This window comes from Enterobacter cloacae complex sp. SHL020 (assembly GCF_049236945.1).
Classification (GTDB): Bacteria; Pseudomonadota; Gammaproteobacteria; order Enterobacterales; family Enterobacteriaceae; genus Enterobacter; species Enterobacter dykesii.
Genome location: NZ_JBMKJF010000005.1, coordinates 165,443 through 179,892, shown reverse-complemented (window position 1 = coordinate 179,892; position 14,450 = coordinate 165,443). Strand labels below are relative to the sequence as shown.

16 protein-coding genes are annotated in these 14,450 nt (G+C 57.3%); 12 read left to right on the top strand and 4 right to left on the bottom strand.

Translation table 11 applies throughout. From position 1 onward, the window contains the following. Positions 1–103: 103 nt before the first annotated feature. The 8 genes from ftsB to rpoS all read left to right on the top strand — a co-directional run bounded on the left by ftsB (position 104) and on the right by rpoS (position 6,325). Complete coding sequence (gene ftsB / locus ACOTZB_RS14700) at positions 104–415, top strand: cell division protein FtsB (RefSeq protein WP_008499609.1); 312 nt, start codon at positions 104–106, stop codon at positions 413–415. Between the two features lie 19 nt (positions 416–434). Continuing rightward, the gene (ispD, locus tag ACOTZB_RS14695) at positions 435–1,145 is read left to right on the top strand and encodes a 2-C-methyl-D-erythritol 4-phosphate cytidylyltransferase (RefSeq protein ID WP_058841070.1); all 711 of its coding nucleotides are present in this window, start codon (positions 435–437) and stop codon (positions 1,143–1,145) included. Continuing rightward, entirely contained in the window at positions 1,145–1,624 is a 480-nt protein-coding gene (gene ispF / locus ACOTZB_RS14690; protein WP_008499607.1) for a 2-C-methyl-D-erythritol 2,4-cyclodiphosphate synthase, read from the top strand. The genes ispD and ispF overlap by 1 nt, the downstream gene beginning before the upstream one ends. Further along, a complete protein-coding gene (gene truD / locus ACOTZB_RS14685) occupies positions 1,621–2,670 on the top strand; it encodes a tRNA pseudouridine(13) synthase TruD (RefSeq protein WP_421627587.1) in 1,050 nt (349 codons plus the stop codon). Before ispF ends, truD begins: the two co-directional genes overlap by 4 nt. Continuing rightward, positions 2,651–3,412, top strand: coding sequence for a 5'/3'-nucleotidase SurE (gene surE, locus ACOTZB_RS14680; RefSeq protein WP_023308990.1), 762 nt, complete (start codon positions 2,651–2,653; stop codon positions 3,410–3,412). The genes truD and surE overlap by 20 nt, the downstream gene beginning before the upstream one ends. After that, positions 3,406–4,032, top strand: coding sequence for a protein-L-isoaspartate(D-aspartate) O-methyltransferase (locus tag ACOTZB_RS14675; protein WP_126329613.1), 627 nt, complete (start codon positions 3,406–3,408; stop codon positions 4,030–4,032). The genes surE and ACOTZB_RS14675 overlap by 7 nt, the downstream gene beginning before the upstream one ends. 116 nt (positions 4,033–4,148) lie before the next feature. Further along, complete coding sequence (gene nlpD, locus ACOTZB_RS14670; RefSeq protein ID WP_045286502.1) at positions 4,149–5,273, top strand: murein hydrolase activator NlpD; 1,125 nt, start codon at positions 4,149–4,151, stop codon at positions 5,271–5,273. A gap of 59 nt (positions 5,274–5,332) precedes the next feature. Beyond that, the gene (rpoS, locus tag ACOTZB_RS14665; protein ID WP_008499600.1) at positions 5,333–6,325 is read left to right on the top strand and encodes an RNA polymerase sigma factor RpoS; all 993 of its coding nucleotides are present in this window, start codon (positions 5,333–5,335) and stop codon (positions 6,323–6,325) included. A 52-nt stretch (positions 6,326–6,377) separates the two neighbouring features. Here rpoS and ACOTZB_RS14660 read toward each other — a convergent pair whose 3' ends face one another. Together ACOTZB_RS14660 and ACOTZB_RS14655 are read right to left on the bottom strand one after the other, a co-directional pair. Next, on the bottom strand, positions 6,378–6,758 hold the full coding sequence (locus tag ACOTZB_RS14660; protein ID WP_421627584.1) for a DUF4440 domain-containing protein: 381 nt from the start codon (positions 6,756–6,758) through the stop codon (positions 6,378–6,380). Beyond that, positions 6,755–7,957 (bottom strand): MFS transporter, encoded by a 1,203-nt coding sequence (locus tag ACOTZB_RS14655; protein ID WP_421627582.1) that lies wholly within the window; start codon positions 7,955–7,957, stop codon positions 6,755–6,757. The genes ACOTZB_RS14660 and ACOTZB_RS14655 overlap by 4 nt, the downstream gene beginning before the upstream one ends. 108 nt (positions 7,958–8,065) lie before the next feature. Here ACOTZB_RS14655 and ACOTZB_RS14650 point away from each other — a divergent pair, with 108 nt between their 5' ends. After that, on the top strand, positions 8,066–8,953 hold the full coding sequence (locus ACOTZB_RS14650; RefSeq protein WP_421627645.1) for a LysR family transcriptional regulator: 888 nt from the start codon (positions 8,066–8,068) through the stop codon (positions 8,951–8,953). Here ACOTZB_RS14650 and ACOTZB_RS14645 read toward each other — a convergent pair. Further along, complete coding sequence (locus ACOTZB_RS14645) at positions 8,950–9,357, bottom strand: MarR family winged helix-turn-helix transcriptional regulator (RefSeq protein ID WP_023308984.1); 408 nt, start codon at positions 9,355–9,357, stop codon at positions 8,950–8,952. The genes ACOTZB_RS14650 and ACOTZB_RS14645 overlap by 4 nt on opposite strands. A gap of 172 nt (positions 9,358–9,529) precedes the next feature. Here ACOTZB_RS14645 and ACOTZB_RS14640 point away from each other — a divergent pair, with 172 nt between their 5' ends. The 3 genes from ACOTZB_RS14640 to ACOTZB_RS14630 are packed head-to-tail and all read left to right on the top strand — an operon-like array spanning position 9,530 to position 11,781. Then, on the top strand, positions 9,530–10,132 hold the full coding sequence (locus tag ACOTZB_RS14640; RefSeq protein ID WP_421627580.1) for a non-oxidative hydroxyarylic acid decarboxylases subunit B: 603 nt from the start codon (positions 9,530–9,532) through the stop codon (positions 10,130–10,132). Further along, entirely contained in the window at positions 10,122–11,549 is a 1,428-nt protein-coding gene (locus tag ACOTZB_RS14635; RefSeq protein WP_421627579.1) for a non-oxidative hydroxyarylic acid decarboxylases subunit C, read from the top strand. The genes ACOTZB_RS14640 and ACOTZB_RS14635 overlap by 11 nt, the downstream gene beginning before the upstream one ends. Before the next feature lie 10 nt (positions 11,550–11,559). Continuing rightward, the gene (locus ACOTZB_RS14630; RefSeq protein ID WP_421627578.1) at positions 11,560–11,781 is read left to right on the top strand and encodes a non-oxidative hydroxyarylic acid decarboxylases subunit D; all 222 of its coding nucleotides are present in this window, start codon (positions 11,560–11,562) and stop codon (positions 11,779–11,781) included. Positions 11,782–11,828: 47 nt separating this feature from the next. Here ACOTZB_RS14630 and mutS read toward each other — a convergent pair whose 3' ends face one another. Next, entirely contained in the window at positions 11,829–14,390 is a 2,562-nt protein-coding gene (mutS, locus tag ACOTZB_RS14625) for a DNA mismatch repair protein MutS (protein ID WP_421627576.1), read from the bottom strand. Between the last annotated feature and the right edge of the window lie 60 nt (positions 14,391–14,450).

Sequence of the window (14,450 nt, the reverse complement as noted above, 5' to 3'; positions counted from 1 at the left end):
AAAAATGTGGTACATTTGCCCGCGATGTTGCGGCATCTCTGTTACCCCGGCGTAGTGCTCTGGGGAAGTCTTGGGATGATGATGCCGTTTTTCAGGGGGCAGGATGGGTAAACTAACGCTGCTGTTGCTGGCTTTGCTAATCTGGCTGCAATATTCGCTGTGGTTCGGTAAGAACGGACTGCACGACTATAGCCGGGTAAGCGATGACGTCGCGGCTCAGCAGGCAACAAACGCCAAACTTAAGGCGCGAAACGATCAACTCTTCGCTGAAATTGATGACCTCAATGGCGGGCAAGAGGCGATTGAGGAACGCGCACGCAATGAACTCAGTATGACTAAGCCGGGCGAAACTTTTTATCGTCTGGTTCCGGATGCGTCTAAACGCAATCAGGGCTCAGCACAAAACAATCGATAATCAGGCCCAGGATTACGACATGGCAGTAACTTTTTCGGACGTATGCGCCGTGGTGCCGGCCGCAGGTTTTGGCCGGCGCATGCAGACAGAATGTCCCAAGCAGTACCTCTCTATTGGCGATAAAACGATCCTTGAGCACGCCGTGGCGGCGCTGCTGGCGCACCCGCGGGTGACGCGTGTGATTATCGCTATCAGCCCTGGCGATGCGCGCTTCGCGCAGCTGCCGCTGGCAAATCATCCAAACATTACCGTCGTTGACGGTGGCGCCGAACGCGCCGATTCCGTGCTGGCGGGCATTCAGGCCGCCGGAAACGCGTCGTGGGTGCTGGTACATGACGCGGCTCGTCCGTGCCTGCATCAGGACGATCTTGCGCGCCTGCTGGCGCTGAGCGAAACAAGCAAGGTTGGCGGGATTCTGGCCGCGCCGGTGCGCGACACCATGAAGCGCGCCGAGCCGGGCAAACAGGCTATCGCCCACACCGTCGATCGCGTCGATTTATGGCACGCGCTGACGCCACAATTTTTCCCCCGCGAATTACTCCACGACTGCTTAACGCGAGCGCTTAAAGAAGGTGCGACCATCACGGACGAAGCCTCCGCGCTGGAGTATTGCGGTTTCCACCCTGAGCTTGTTGAAGGACGCGCTGATAATATAAAAGTGACGCGTCCGGAAGATTTACAGCTTGCGGAATTTTATCTTACCCGTTCGACCCATCAGGAGAAGGCATAATGCGAATTGGACACGGTTTTGATGTACACGCCTTTGGCGGAGAAGGCCCAATTATCATTGGCGGCGTGCGCATTCCCTATGAAAAAGGACTGCTGGCGCATTCTGATGGCGACGTGGCACTGCATGCGCTGACCGACGCGCTGTTGGGCGCTGCCGCGCTGGGTGATATCGGCAAGCTGTTTCCGGACACCGACCCGGCGTTTAAAGGCGCGGACAGCCGCGAGCTGCTGCGCGAAGCGTGGCGCCGCATTCAGGCGAAAGGCTACACACTCGGCAACGTCGACGTGACGATTATTGCTCAGGCCCCGAAAATGCTGCCGCACATTCCGCAGATGCGCGTGTTTATTGCAGAGGATCTGGGCTGCCATATGGATGACGTGAACGTCAAAGCGACGACGACCGAGAAGCTGGGCTTCACCGGGCGCGGCGAAGGAATTGCCTGTGAAGCTGTGGCGCTGCTGGTGAAGGCGAGCAAATGACGGACTTCGACAACCTGACATACCTGCACGGTAAACCGCAGGGGAACGGGGTGCTGAAAGCCAGCCCTGAAGACTTCCTCGTGGTGGAGGATCTGGGCTTTGAGCCGGATGGTGAAGGCGAACATATCCTGGTACGTATTCTGAAAAATGGCTGCAATACCCGCTTTGTGGCCGACGCGCTGGCAAAATTCCTTAAAATTCATGCCCGCGAGGTGAGCTTTGCCGGGCAGAAAGATAAACACGCCGTCACCGAACAGTGGCTCTGCGCGCGCGTTCCCGGCAATACGATGCCTGATTTAAGCAAATTTGAGCTTGAAGGCTGTAAGGTACTGGAGTTTGCCCGCCATAAGCGCAAACTGCGTCTGGGGGCGTTGAAAGGGAACAACTTTACGCTGGTGCTGCGTGAAGTGACCGACCGCGAAGACGTTGAAAAACGTCTGAACGCTATCAGTGAACGCGGTGTTCCTAACTATTTTGGCGCGCAGCGCTTTGGCATTGGCGGCAGCAACCTGCTGGGCGCGCTGCGCTGGGCGCAAAGCGATGCGCCGGTTCGCGACAGGAATAAACGCAGTTTTTGGTTGTCGGCGGCCCGCAGCGCGTTGTTTAATCAGATTGTGAGCGAAAGGCTGAAAAAACCGGACGCGAATCAAGTTGTTGTTGGCGATGCGCTACAATTAGCGGGACGCGGAAGCTGGTTTGTGGCAACGGCCGAAGAGATGGCCGATGTGCAGTCGCGCGTGGACGCAAAAGCGCTGATGATTACCGCCGCGTTGCCCGGTACGGGCGACTGGGGAACGCAGGGCGACGCGCTGGCCACCGAGCAGTCAGCCGTAGCGGATGCGCGAGAATTGCAATCCTTGCTGGTGCGGGAAAAAGTCGAGGCGGCACGCCGCGCGATGCTGCTCTATCCGCAGCAGTTAAGCTGGAACTGGTGGGATGACGTAACCGTCGAGTTACGCTTCTGGCTACCGGCAGGTAGCTTTGCCACCAGTGTTGTCAGGGAACTTATCAACACCTCGGGTGATTATGCGAATATTGCTGAGTAACGATGACGGGATCCACGCGCCGGGCATTCAGACCCTGGCGAAACACCTCCGCGAATTTGCGGACGTGCAGGTCGTGGCGCCCGATCGTAACCGCAGTGGAGCGTCTAACTCTCTGACGCTGGAGTCGTCGCTTCGCACCTTTACCTTTGAAAATGGCGATATTGCCGTGCAGATGGGCACGCCAACCGACTGCGTTTTTCTGGGCGTGAACGCGCTGATGCGTCCGCGTCCGGATATCGTCGTCTCCGGCATTAACGCCGGTCCTAACCTCGGCGATGACGTGATTTACTCCGGTACCGTGGCCGCCGCAATGGAAGGGCGCCATCTGGGGTTCCCGGCGCTGGCGGTCTCGCTAAACGGACACACGCACTACGACACTGCTGCCGCGGTGACCTGTTCGATCCTGCGGGCGCTCGGCCGCGAGCCGTTGCGTACCGGGCGCATCCTCAACATCAACGTGCCGGATCTTCCTCTTGATGAAATTAAAGGCATTCGCGTCACCCGTTGCGGGAGCCGCCATCCGGCCGATCAGGTCATCCCGCAGCAGGATCCTCGCGGCAACACGCTTTACTGGATTGGCCCTCCCGGCGATAAGTGCGACGCGGGCCCGGATACCGACTTCGCCGCCGTGGACGAAGGCTATGTTTCGGTGACTCCGCTGCACGTAGATTTAACCGCGTATAGCGCGCATGATGTGGTGTCGGGCTGGCTGGATCGCGCAGGAGTGAACGCGCAATGGTAAACAAACGTGTACAAACTCTTCTGGAACAACTCCGCGCGCAGGGGATCCGCGACGAGCACGTGCTTGAAGCGCTCGCCCTGGTTCCGCGTGAGAAATTTGTAGACGAGGCGTTTGAACACAAAGCGTGGGAAAACGTAGCGCTGCCCATCGGGCAGGGTCAGACGATTTCGCAGCCTTACATGGTGGCGCGCATGACGGAGCTGCTGGAGCTGACGCCCGACTCCCGCGTGCTGGAGATTGGTACCGGATCGGGGTATCAGACCGCGATCCTGGCGCATCTTGTTCATCATGTATGCTCCGTTGAGCGGATTAAAGGTTTACAGTGGCAGGCGCGTCGTCGCCTGAAACAACTTGATTTACATAATGTTTCGACACGACACGGTGATGGATGGCAGGGTTGGAAGGCGCGCGCCCCGTTTGATGCGATCATCGTGACGGCGGCCCCGCCTGAAATTCCTTCAGCCCTGTTGTCGCAGCTGGATGAGGGGGGCATTCTGGTTTTGCCCGTCGGGGACGAGCAGCAGCTGTTGAAGCGCGTTCGTCGGCGCGGCGGCGAGTATATTATCGACACCGTGGAAGCCGTGCGCTTTGTGCCTCTGGTGAAGGGGGAGTTGGCCTGAGACTCGGAATTATCCAGGGTTATTAAGGCAAATTCAGCGTATGGTGTGGCGCGAAAGATTCGTGCCTTCACGGTAAATTTTAAGTCACTGGTAGTTAACACATTCCTGGGGGATAAATGAGCGCGGGAAGCCCTAAATTCACCATCAGCCGTGTTGCGGCATTATCACTGGTTTCGCTCTGGCTGGCAGGCTGTACAAGTTCTAACAACGCGCCTGCGCCCGTCAGTTCCGTCGGCGGAAACAGCGGCTCCGGTAACACGTCCAGCGGAATGTTAATCACGCCGCCACCTAAAATGGGGACGGCTGCGCCGCAGCAAACACCACAAATTCAGCCTGTGCAACATCCTGTTACACAGCCAATGCAGGTTCAGCCAGTCGAACAGCCTGTCCAGACTCAGAATGGCCGCATAGTCTATAACCGTCAGTATGGGAACATTCCGAAAGGCAGTTACACTGGCGGCAGCACCTATACCGTGAAGCGTGGCGACACGTTGTTCTACATTGCGTGGATCACCGGGAACGATTTCCGTGACCTCGCGCAGCGCAATAACGTCCAGGCCCCATATGGTCTGGAAGTCGGGCAAACGCTCCAGGTGGGCAACGCGACGGGCACGCCGCTTACGCCTGGCAACACCGTTTCAGCGGCCGATGTGACGGCTCAAAATAACAGCGTTAAGCCTGCACAAAAATCCACCACGGTGGTTGCTTCACAACCTGTAATTACGTATTCTGAGGATTCAGGTGATCAGACTGCTAACAAAATGTTGCCGAATAATAAAGGTACTGCGACTGTTGTCACAGCACCGGTGACGGCACCTGTGGTTAGCTCTACTGAACCGACTGCCAGCAGTATGACCTCCAGTTCGCCAATCTCTGCATGGCGCTGGCCAACTGACGGCAAGGTTATCGAGAACTTCTCTTCCTCCGAAGGGGGAAATAAAGGGATCGATATCGCAGGGAGTAAAGGACAGGCTATCATCGCGACCGCAGACGGACGCGTTGTGTATGCCGGTAACGCTCTGCGCGGTTACGGTAATCTTATTATCATTAAACATAACGATGATTACCTGAGTGCCTACGCCCATAACGACACAATGCTGGTCCGGGAACAACAAGAAGTTAAGGCGGGGCAAAAAATCGCTACCATGGGTAGCACCGGAACCAGTTCTACACGCTTGCATTTTGAAATTCGTTACAAGGGGAAATCCGTAAACCCGCTGCAGTACTTGCCGCAGCGATAATTTGACGGGGCATGCCAGCCAGGGTGTCTCGTTCAGGGATCACGGGTAGGAGCCACCTTATGAGTCAGAATACGCTGAAAGTTCATGATTTAAATGAAGACGCGGAATTTGATGAGAACGGAGTAGAGGCTTTTGACGAAAAAGCCTTAGTAGAAGAGGAACCCAGTGATAACGATTTGGCTGAAGAAGAGCTGTTATCGCAGGGCGCCACACAGCGTGTACTGGACGCGACTCAGCTTTACCTTGGGGAGATTGGTTACTCCCCATTGCTAACGGCCGAAGAAGAAGTCTATTTCGCACGTCGTGCTTTGCGTGGTGATGTCGCCTCGCGTCGTCGCATGATTGAAAGTAACCTGCGACTGGTCGTGAAAATTGCCCGCCGTTACGGCAATCGTGGTCTGGCTCTGCTGGATCTGATTGAAGAGGGCAACTTAGGTCTCATCCGCGCAGTTGAGAAGTTTGACCCGGAACGCGGGTTCCGTTTCTCAACCTACGCGACCTGGTGGATTCGTCAGACCATCGAACGGGCTATTATGAACCAGACCCGTACGATCCGCCTGCCGATTCACATCGTCAAAGAGTTGAACGTTTATCTGCGCACCGCGCGCGAGTTGTCCCATAAACTGGACCACGAGCCAAGCGCAGAAGAGATTGCTGAGCAACTCGATAAACCGGTTGATGACGTAAGCCGTATGCTGCGTCTCAACGAGCGCATTACCTCCGTTGACACCCCGCTGGGTGGCGACTCCGAAAAAGCGCTGCTGGACATCCTGGCCGATGAAAAAGATAACGGCCCGGAAGACACCACGCAGGACGATGACATGAAACAGAGCATCGTCAAATGGCTGTTCGAGCTGAACGCCAAACAGCGTGAAGTGCTGGCACGTCGTTTCGGTTTACTGGGGTATGAAGCTGCGACACTGGAAGACGTCGGCCGCGAAATTGGCCTGACCCGTGAACGTGTTCGTCAGATTCAGGTTGAAGGTCTGCGTCGCCTGCGTGAAATCCTGCAGGGGCAAGGTCTGAATATCGAAGCGCTGTTCCGCGAATAAGCAACCTTTCGTCAAAAAAGGCCCGTCGTGAGACGGGCCTTTTTCTTTTGTGTTACGGCTGTGCTGCCGTCTCGTGCAGCAGACGCCACGTTATTTTGTCGCCTTCCTGATTGAGCACCGCGGTTGACCAGCGCACGTTAACGGGCAGATCTGGCCGGTTTTGCGTCTCGCGGTAGTGAAGCACCGCGCCACGATCCCAGCGCTGGATCGTGGATAATTCGTCAATGACGATCTTCAGTCCGGGACGGCTTCCGCGCTGGTTTTCCAGAAAACTGACAAGACCACTATAGTCGATCTGCACACCGCCAGGCGGGATCATCAGGAAATCCGGATGGAATCGGGTGAGCAGGGCGTCGGCATCGCCTTCGCCTTTGCCTAACCAGTCTTCAAGCGCAATGTGGAGGTCGATAATGTCGTGTTCGAAAGGCGTCATGAATTCTCCTGTCGCAGCTGGGTAAGCACCTGCGTATTGTTAAGACGAAAAACGTACGGTACAGGCAGCAAGGTGATACCTGCGGCCAAAATAAACATCGCGTGCCAGGCGGCGAGCGTTGGCAGCCAGGCCTGCGCCAGGTTCAGCGCCTGCGCCAGCAGCAGAGTACCGGCAAAAAAGCTCAGCTGGCGATTGAGATTCCACAGGGCGCTGGCGTCCGGCATCTCTTCCCGGCGCGTCGTCAGAAAAGCGCTGCTTTGAGCCGTACTGCTGCACAGGCTTCCCCCCGCGCCCATCAGGATAAACGCAACGGCAGGTAGTAGCGTAGCCGAACTAACGTTAATCAAAAGCAGAATACCCGTCGCCTGCAGCAGGCAGCCGATGGCGATCAGAGGTCGGGGGCCGATGCGGTTAAAATAGCGTCCCGTTGCCGTGATGGCGATAAACGATGCCACGGACCACGGCAGCATGAGCATCCCCGTTGCGGCTGGGCTCATGTTCGCCACGTGCTGAAGATAAAACATGCCCGTGACGTTCACCCCAATAAATACGCCGGGAACACATAAATAAACAAGCATCGAAAAACGCAAAAGCGGGTCCGCGAGCAACGGCAGGTTTAGCAGTCTGGCCGCTTTCATCGCGGGCATTTCGTGTTTCAGCCACAGGCAGGCCAAAACAAAGGTCACGATAGCGACCGGTAGCGTGGCGAAAAATATCCATCGCCAGCTGAGCGTCTGCACCAGCAGTCCCCCGATAGCAGGGGAGCAGGCCGGGGCAAGTAACGCCACCAGCATCACCGCCGAGGAGAGTCTGGCACGTTCGTGAGGCTTAAACTGTTGCCAGGTCAGCGCCTGTCCGACGGGGATCAGTAAGCCTCCACCCACGCCCTGGATCGCTCGCCAGGCGATCAGGCTTTCAAGCGTTGCTGACAGGCCCGCCGCAGCGGAGGCTGCGCTGAACAGAAAAAGCGAGAGCAGGATGACGCGCTTTGGCCCGATGCGGCGCGTGAGCATGCTGCTGAACGGGATCGCCAGCGTCAGGCCGGCTATGTACCCGTTACTGACCCAGGCAAGGGCTGAAGGCGTGGTGTTAAAGGCGTGAGCCATTGCCGGAAAGGCGACGCTGGCAATAAACATGTTGATCAAATCAAGAAAAAAGCCCAGCAGATAGACAACGGCGACTTTGCTGCGATACGTCATGGTGGATCCTCCGGTGAGGTGGCGTATCGTATCGGCTCGGGAATCACGGATAAACCTGACAAAGCGCGATATACTGTCAAAAAAATTTTGACAGTAAAAGGCGTGATGATGATTAACCTACAGCGAACGCAGATGTTTGTCGCGGTGGCCGATACCGGCAGTTTCACTGCCGCAGCCGAGGCAATGGGCCTGACAAAAGCGGTGGTCAGCTTCAATATTCGCCAGCTTGAAGATGAGCTGGGCGTTACGCTGCTGCTGCGCTCCACCCGCCGCCTGACGTTAACCGAGGCGGGCGCGCTCTTTCATCAACGCAGCGTGGCGCTTCTGAAGGATGCGGAACGGCTGCAGGATGATGTCCGCGCGAATCATGCGGGGCTTACCGGTGAACTGCGGATCACGACCACGCCTGAATATGGCTCCCAGGTGGTGGTGCCGTTGCTGGCTAGGTTTAGCCAGCAGCATCCGGATCTTCGCGTTCGGCATGTTTCGTCGTCCCTGCACGCCGACCTTATCTCGGAGCGCTTTGACGTGGCTATCCGTCTGGGAACGCTTGCCGATTCGCGCAACCACGCCGCGCTGATTTCGCACTTCTCTATTCTCCCCGTCGCGGCGCCCGGGTGGCTGGTCAACCATCCGATCGAAACGCTTGCGCAGCTGGCCCACGCCGACTGGATTATTCACGAGCGCCTGGCCTCGCCGCTGCGCTGGCAGGTGAGAGATGCCAGCGGTGCACCTGACATGCTGGAGATTAAAAAAGCGCCGCGCCTGTTTGCCGACAGCGCACAGGCTCTTATGGCCTTTGCACTCGCGGGCGGAGGCGTGGCGTTACTGCCGGAATGGCTGGCGCGCGATGCGATTGATGCGGAAAAACTGGTCCCGGTGTTACCGGAATATACCTTTGCGCGGCAGGGCATCTATGCGGTTTATCCCGATGCCCGGCACGTGTCGGCGAAGGTGCGCACTTTTATCGATTTTATGCGCACCACCGTGAATTAATCGTGCATCATCTTTTTGATGAGCGCAGAGAACTGCTCCCGCTCGGCCTTGTTAAGACGTCCTAAAAACGCCTCATCCACCTCGTTGCCAACCGGCTTACAGCCCGCAAGCAGGGCTTCACCTTCTGGCGTCAGAAAGACAAACCGGCGGCGCTTATCGGCCGGATCGTGCTCGCGTTTGACCAGCCCGCGCGCCTCCATGCGGCTGAGCATCTCCGCCAGGGTCGCTTTCGTGCTGACCGCCACTTCGGTCAACGCCACCTGTTCAATACCCGGATGCTCGGCAATAGAGCGCATCACCGCATACTGCGGCTTGGTCAGTTCCGGTAAGGCATGTTGCCACTGGGCGGTATGCTGTTGAAAAAGCTGACGTAACAGGTGGAACGCCTCTTGTCTTAGTTCCATGATCACTCCGACGGAAAAAATCTCCTCCTATGATAGCCGCTATTACTCTGGATATTAACGCGGCATTTTTTAGCAATTCGTGTGATCGTATGCGAACAATCTTGTCAGGAAATCGATCAGGGAGTAGTTTACTCATAATGTTCGTGTACGAACAAATTGATTGAGGTGTTGAATGAGATTAATCGTGGGAATGACGGGGGCAACGGGTGCTCCGCTGGGCGTGGCGCTGCTGCAGGCGCTGCGGGAAATGCCGGAAGTAGAGACGCATCTGGTGATGTCGAAGTGGGCAAAAACCACTATTGAGCTGGAAACGCCATACACCGCGCAAGACGTTGCTGCTTTGGCTGACGTTGTCCACAGCCCGGCTGACCAGGCCGCCACCATCTCCTCCGGCTCGTTTCGTACCGACGGCATGATCGTCATTCCCTGCAGCATGAAAACGCTGGCCGGGATCCGCGCGGGCTATGCCGAAGGGCTGGTGGGACGTGCGGCGGATGTGGTGCTAAAAGAGGGGCGCAAGCTGGTGTTGGTGCCCCGTGAAACGCCGCTCAGCACCGTTCATCTGGAGAATATGCTTGCGCTCTCCCGCATGGGCGTGGCGATGGTGCCGCCTATGCCTGCGTATTACAACCACCCGCAAACCGCCGATGACATTACCCAGCATATTGTGACCCGCGTGCTTGACCAGTTCGGTCTGGAGCATAAAAAGGCGCGCCGCTGGAACGGGTTGCGGGAGGCGAAACATTTTTCACAGGAGAATAAAGATGGCATTTGATGATTTGAGAAGCTTCCTGCAGGCGCTCGATGAGCAAGGGCAACTGCTGAAAATTGAGGAAGAGGTTAACGCCGAGCCCGATCTGGCGGCGGCAGCCAACGCGACCGGCCGCATTGGCGACGGCGCGCCCGCGCTGTGGTTCGACAACATTCGCGGGTTTACCGATGCCCGCGTGGTGATGAACACCATCGGCTCCTGGCAGAACCACGCCATTTCGATGGGGCTGCCTGCGAACACCCCGGTAAAAAAGCAGATCGACGAGTTTATCCGCCGCTGGGATAAATTCCCGATTGCGCCAGAGCGCCGCGCCAACCCTGCCTGGGCGCAGAATTCGGTGGACGGTGAAGACATTAACCTGTTCGATATCCTGCCGCTGTTTCGCCTGAACGACGGTGACGGCGGTTTTTATCTCGATAAAGCGTGCGTTGTCTCGCGCGATCCGCTCGACCCGGACAACTTCGGCAAGCAGAACGTCGGGATCTACCGCATGGAAGTGAAGGGCAAGCGCAAGCTGGGCCTGCAGCCTGTTCCGATGCACGATATCGCCCTGCATCTGCACAAGGCGGAAGAGCGCGGTGAAGACCTGCCGATTGCGATTACGCTGGGCAACGACCCGATCATCACCCTGATGGGCGCGACGCCGCTGAAATACGATCAGTCGGAGTATGAAATGGCCGGCGCGCTGCGTGAAAGCCCTTACCCGATTGCCACCGCGCCGCTGACCGGCTTCGATGTGCCGTGGGGTTCTGAAGTGATCCTGGAAGGGGTGATTGAAGGCCGTAAGCGCGAAATTGAAGGGCCGTTTGGCGAGTTTACCGGGCACTACTCCGGTGGCCGTAACATGACGGTTGTGCGTATCGACAAAGTCTCTTACCGCACCAGGCCGATTTTCGAATCCCTTTACCTCGGCATGCCGTGGACCGAGATTGACTATCTGATGGGACCGGCCACCTGCGTGCCGCTCTACCAGCAGCTGAAAGCGGAATTCCCGGAAGTGCAGGCGGTGAATGCGATGTACACCCACGGTCTGCTGGCGATTATCTCTACCAAAAAACGCTACGGCGGTTTTGCCCGCGCGGTCGGTTTACGTGCCATGACCACGCCGCACGGCCTGGGCTACGTGAAGATGGTGATCATGGTGGATGAGGATGTCGATCCGTTCAACCTCCCGCAGGTGATGTGGGCGCTGTCATCGAAGGTCAACCCGGCAGGCGATCTGGTGCAACTGCCGAACATGTCGGTCCTTGAACTCGATCCTGGCTCCAGCCCGGCGGGCATTACCGACAAACTGATTATCGATGCCACCACGCCTGTCGCGCCGGACACCCGGGGCCACTACAGCCAGCCGGTACAGGATCTGCCTGAAACCAAAGCCTGGGCTGAAAAACTGACCGCGATGCTGGCAGCACGTCAATAAGGAGGAAAAGATGATTTGTCCACGTTGTGCCGATGAGCATATTGAAGTGATGGCGACGTCGCCGGTGAAAGGGATCTGGACCGTTTTCCAGTGCCAGCATTGTTTGTATACCTGGCGCGATACCGAACCGCTGCGTCGTACCAGCCGTGAGCACTACCCGGAAGCGTTCCGTATGACGCAGAAGGATATTGATGAGGCACCACAGGTACCGACGATCCCGCCGCTGCTGTAAAAAAAAGCCCGGTGGCGCAGCGCCACCGGGCAAAAGACCGCAGAAAACTAAACCAGACTCTTCAACCTGTAAATCCACTCCAGCGCCTGACGCGGCGTCAGCGAATCCGGGTCGAGGTTCTCCAGCGCTTCCACCGCAGGCGACGTCTCTTCCGCAGGCACCAGTAGCGACATCTGCGTACCATCAATCTGCGTCGCCGCCGCATTCGGTGACAGGCTTTCCAGTTCACGCAGTTTCTGACGCGCGCGCTTAATCACTTCTTTCGGTACACCGGCCAGTGCAGCAACGGCCAGACCATAGCTCTTGCTCGCCGCGCCATCCTGCACCGTGTGCATGAAGGCAATGGTATCGCCGTGCTCCAGCGCATCCAGATGAACGTTCGCAACCCCTTCCATTTTCTCCGGCAGCTGCGTCAGTTCGAAATAGTGGGTGGCAAACAGCGTCATGGCCTTGATTTTATTCGCAAGGCTTTCCGCACAGGCCCATGCCAGCGACAGACCATCATAGGTTGACGTTCCGCGTCCGACTTCATCCATCAGCACAAGGCTGTGCTCCGTCGCGTTATGCAGAATGTTTGCCGTTTCGGTCATCTCGACCATGAAGGTTGAGCGACCGCTCGCCAGATCGTCCGCTGCCCCGACGCGGGTAAAGATACGGTCGATGGGGCCAATCTCCACATTTTGCGCCGGGACGTAGCTGCCGATATACGCAAGCAGCGCAATCAGCGCCGTCTGACGCATATAGGTACTCTTACCGCCCATGTTTGGACCGGTAATGATCAACATTCTTCTCTGTGGTGACAGGCTCAGCGGGTTGGCGATGAACGGTTCGTTCAGCACCTGCTCTACCACCGGGTGACGGCCTTCAGTGATGCGAATGCCGGGCTTGTCGGTAAAGGTTGGGCAGATGTAGTTCAGCGTTTCAGCGCGTTCTGCCAGATTCACCAGCACGTCCAGCTCCGCCAGCGCGCTGGCGCTCTGCTGCAGGTCGCCCAGGTGCGGCATCAGCATGTCGAACAGCTCGTCATACAGCTGTTTTTCCAGCGCCAGCGCCTTACCTTTCGAAGTGAGAACTTTGTCTTCGTACTCTTTCAGTTCAGGAATGATGTAGCGTTCGGCGTTTTTCAACGTCTGGCGACGAACGTAGTGAATCGGCGCCAGGTGGCTCTGCCCGCGGCTAATCTGAATGTAGTAACCGTGTACCGCGTTATACCCCACTTTCAGGGTGTCGAGCCCTAGACGCTCGCGCTCGCGGATTTCCAGCTTATCGAGGTAGTCCGTCGCACCGTCGGCCAGCGCGCGCCATTCGTCCAGCTCCTCGTTGTAGCCAGGGGCAATCACGCCACCATCACGCACCAGAACCGGAGGCGCATCGATAATGGCGCGCTCCAGCAGTTCGCGTAGCTCGGTAAATTCGCCCATGGTTTCGCGGAGTTTCTGTACCGGCGCGCTGTCAACGTCACTCAACTGCGCACGCAGTTCCGGCAACTGCTGGAAAGCATGACGCATCCGCGCGAGATCGCGCGGTCGAGCTGTTCGCAGTGCCAGACGAGCAAGGATACGCTCCAGATCGCCCACCTGGCGCAGAACCGGCTGCAGCTCGGTATAGCGATCCTGCAACGCGGCAATCGTCTGCTGACGGCAAACCAGCGTCTCGGTATTGCGGATCGGCATATGCAGCCAGCGTTTCAGCATGCGGCTGCCCATTGGCGTTACCGTACTGTCGAGGACCGACGCGAGCGTATTTTCGACGCCACCCGCCAGGTTCTGCGTGATCTCCAGATTACGGCGCGTGGCGGCATCCATGATGATGCTGTCCTGCTGGCGCTCCATGGTGATAGAGCGGATATGCGGCAGGGCGGTGCGCTGGGTATCCTTCACGTACTGCAGGAGGCAACCGGCCGCACACAGCCCGCGCGGGGCATTTTCAACGCCAAAGCCAATCAGATCGCGGGTGCCAAACTGCAGATTCAGCTGCTGGCGCGCGGTATCAATTTCGAATTCCCACAGCGGACGACGGCGCAGTCCGCGACGACCTTCAATCAGGGCCATTTCGGCGAAATCTTCGGCGTAGAGTAATTCTGCCGGGTTGGTGCGCTGCAGTTCGGCGGCCATCGTTTCACGGTCAGCCGGTTCACTCAGAAGAAAACGCCCGGAGCTGATGTCCAGTGTCGCGTAGCCAAACCCTTTACCGTCCTGCCACAGCGCTGCCAGCAGGTTATCCTGGCGCTCCTGTAACAGGGCTTCATCACTGATGGTGCCAGGCGTAACGATGCGCACGACTTTGCGTTCCACCGGGCCTTTTGAGGCCGCTGGATCGCCGATCTGTTCGCAGATGGCAACGGATTCGCCCTGATTCACCAGCTTCGCCAGGTAATTTTCTACCGCGTGGTGCGGGATACCTGCCATAGGAATGGGCTCGCCTGCCGATGCGCCACGTTTGGTCAGAGAGATGTCGAGCAGCTGCGATGCACGCTTAGCATCGTCATAAAACAGCTCGTAAAAATCGCCCATACGGTAAAACAGCAGGATTTCTGGATGCTGTGCTTTCAGCTTCAGATACTGCTGCATCATCGGCGTATGTGCGTCGAAATTGTCGATTGTGCTCATGGAGTTATGATGTCCATTTCTTTGAAAATAAATCGTTTTGATGGGCTCAATGGCCGTTTG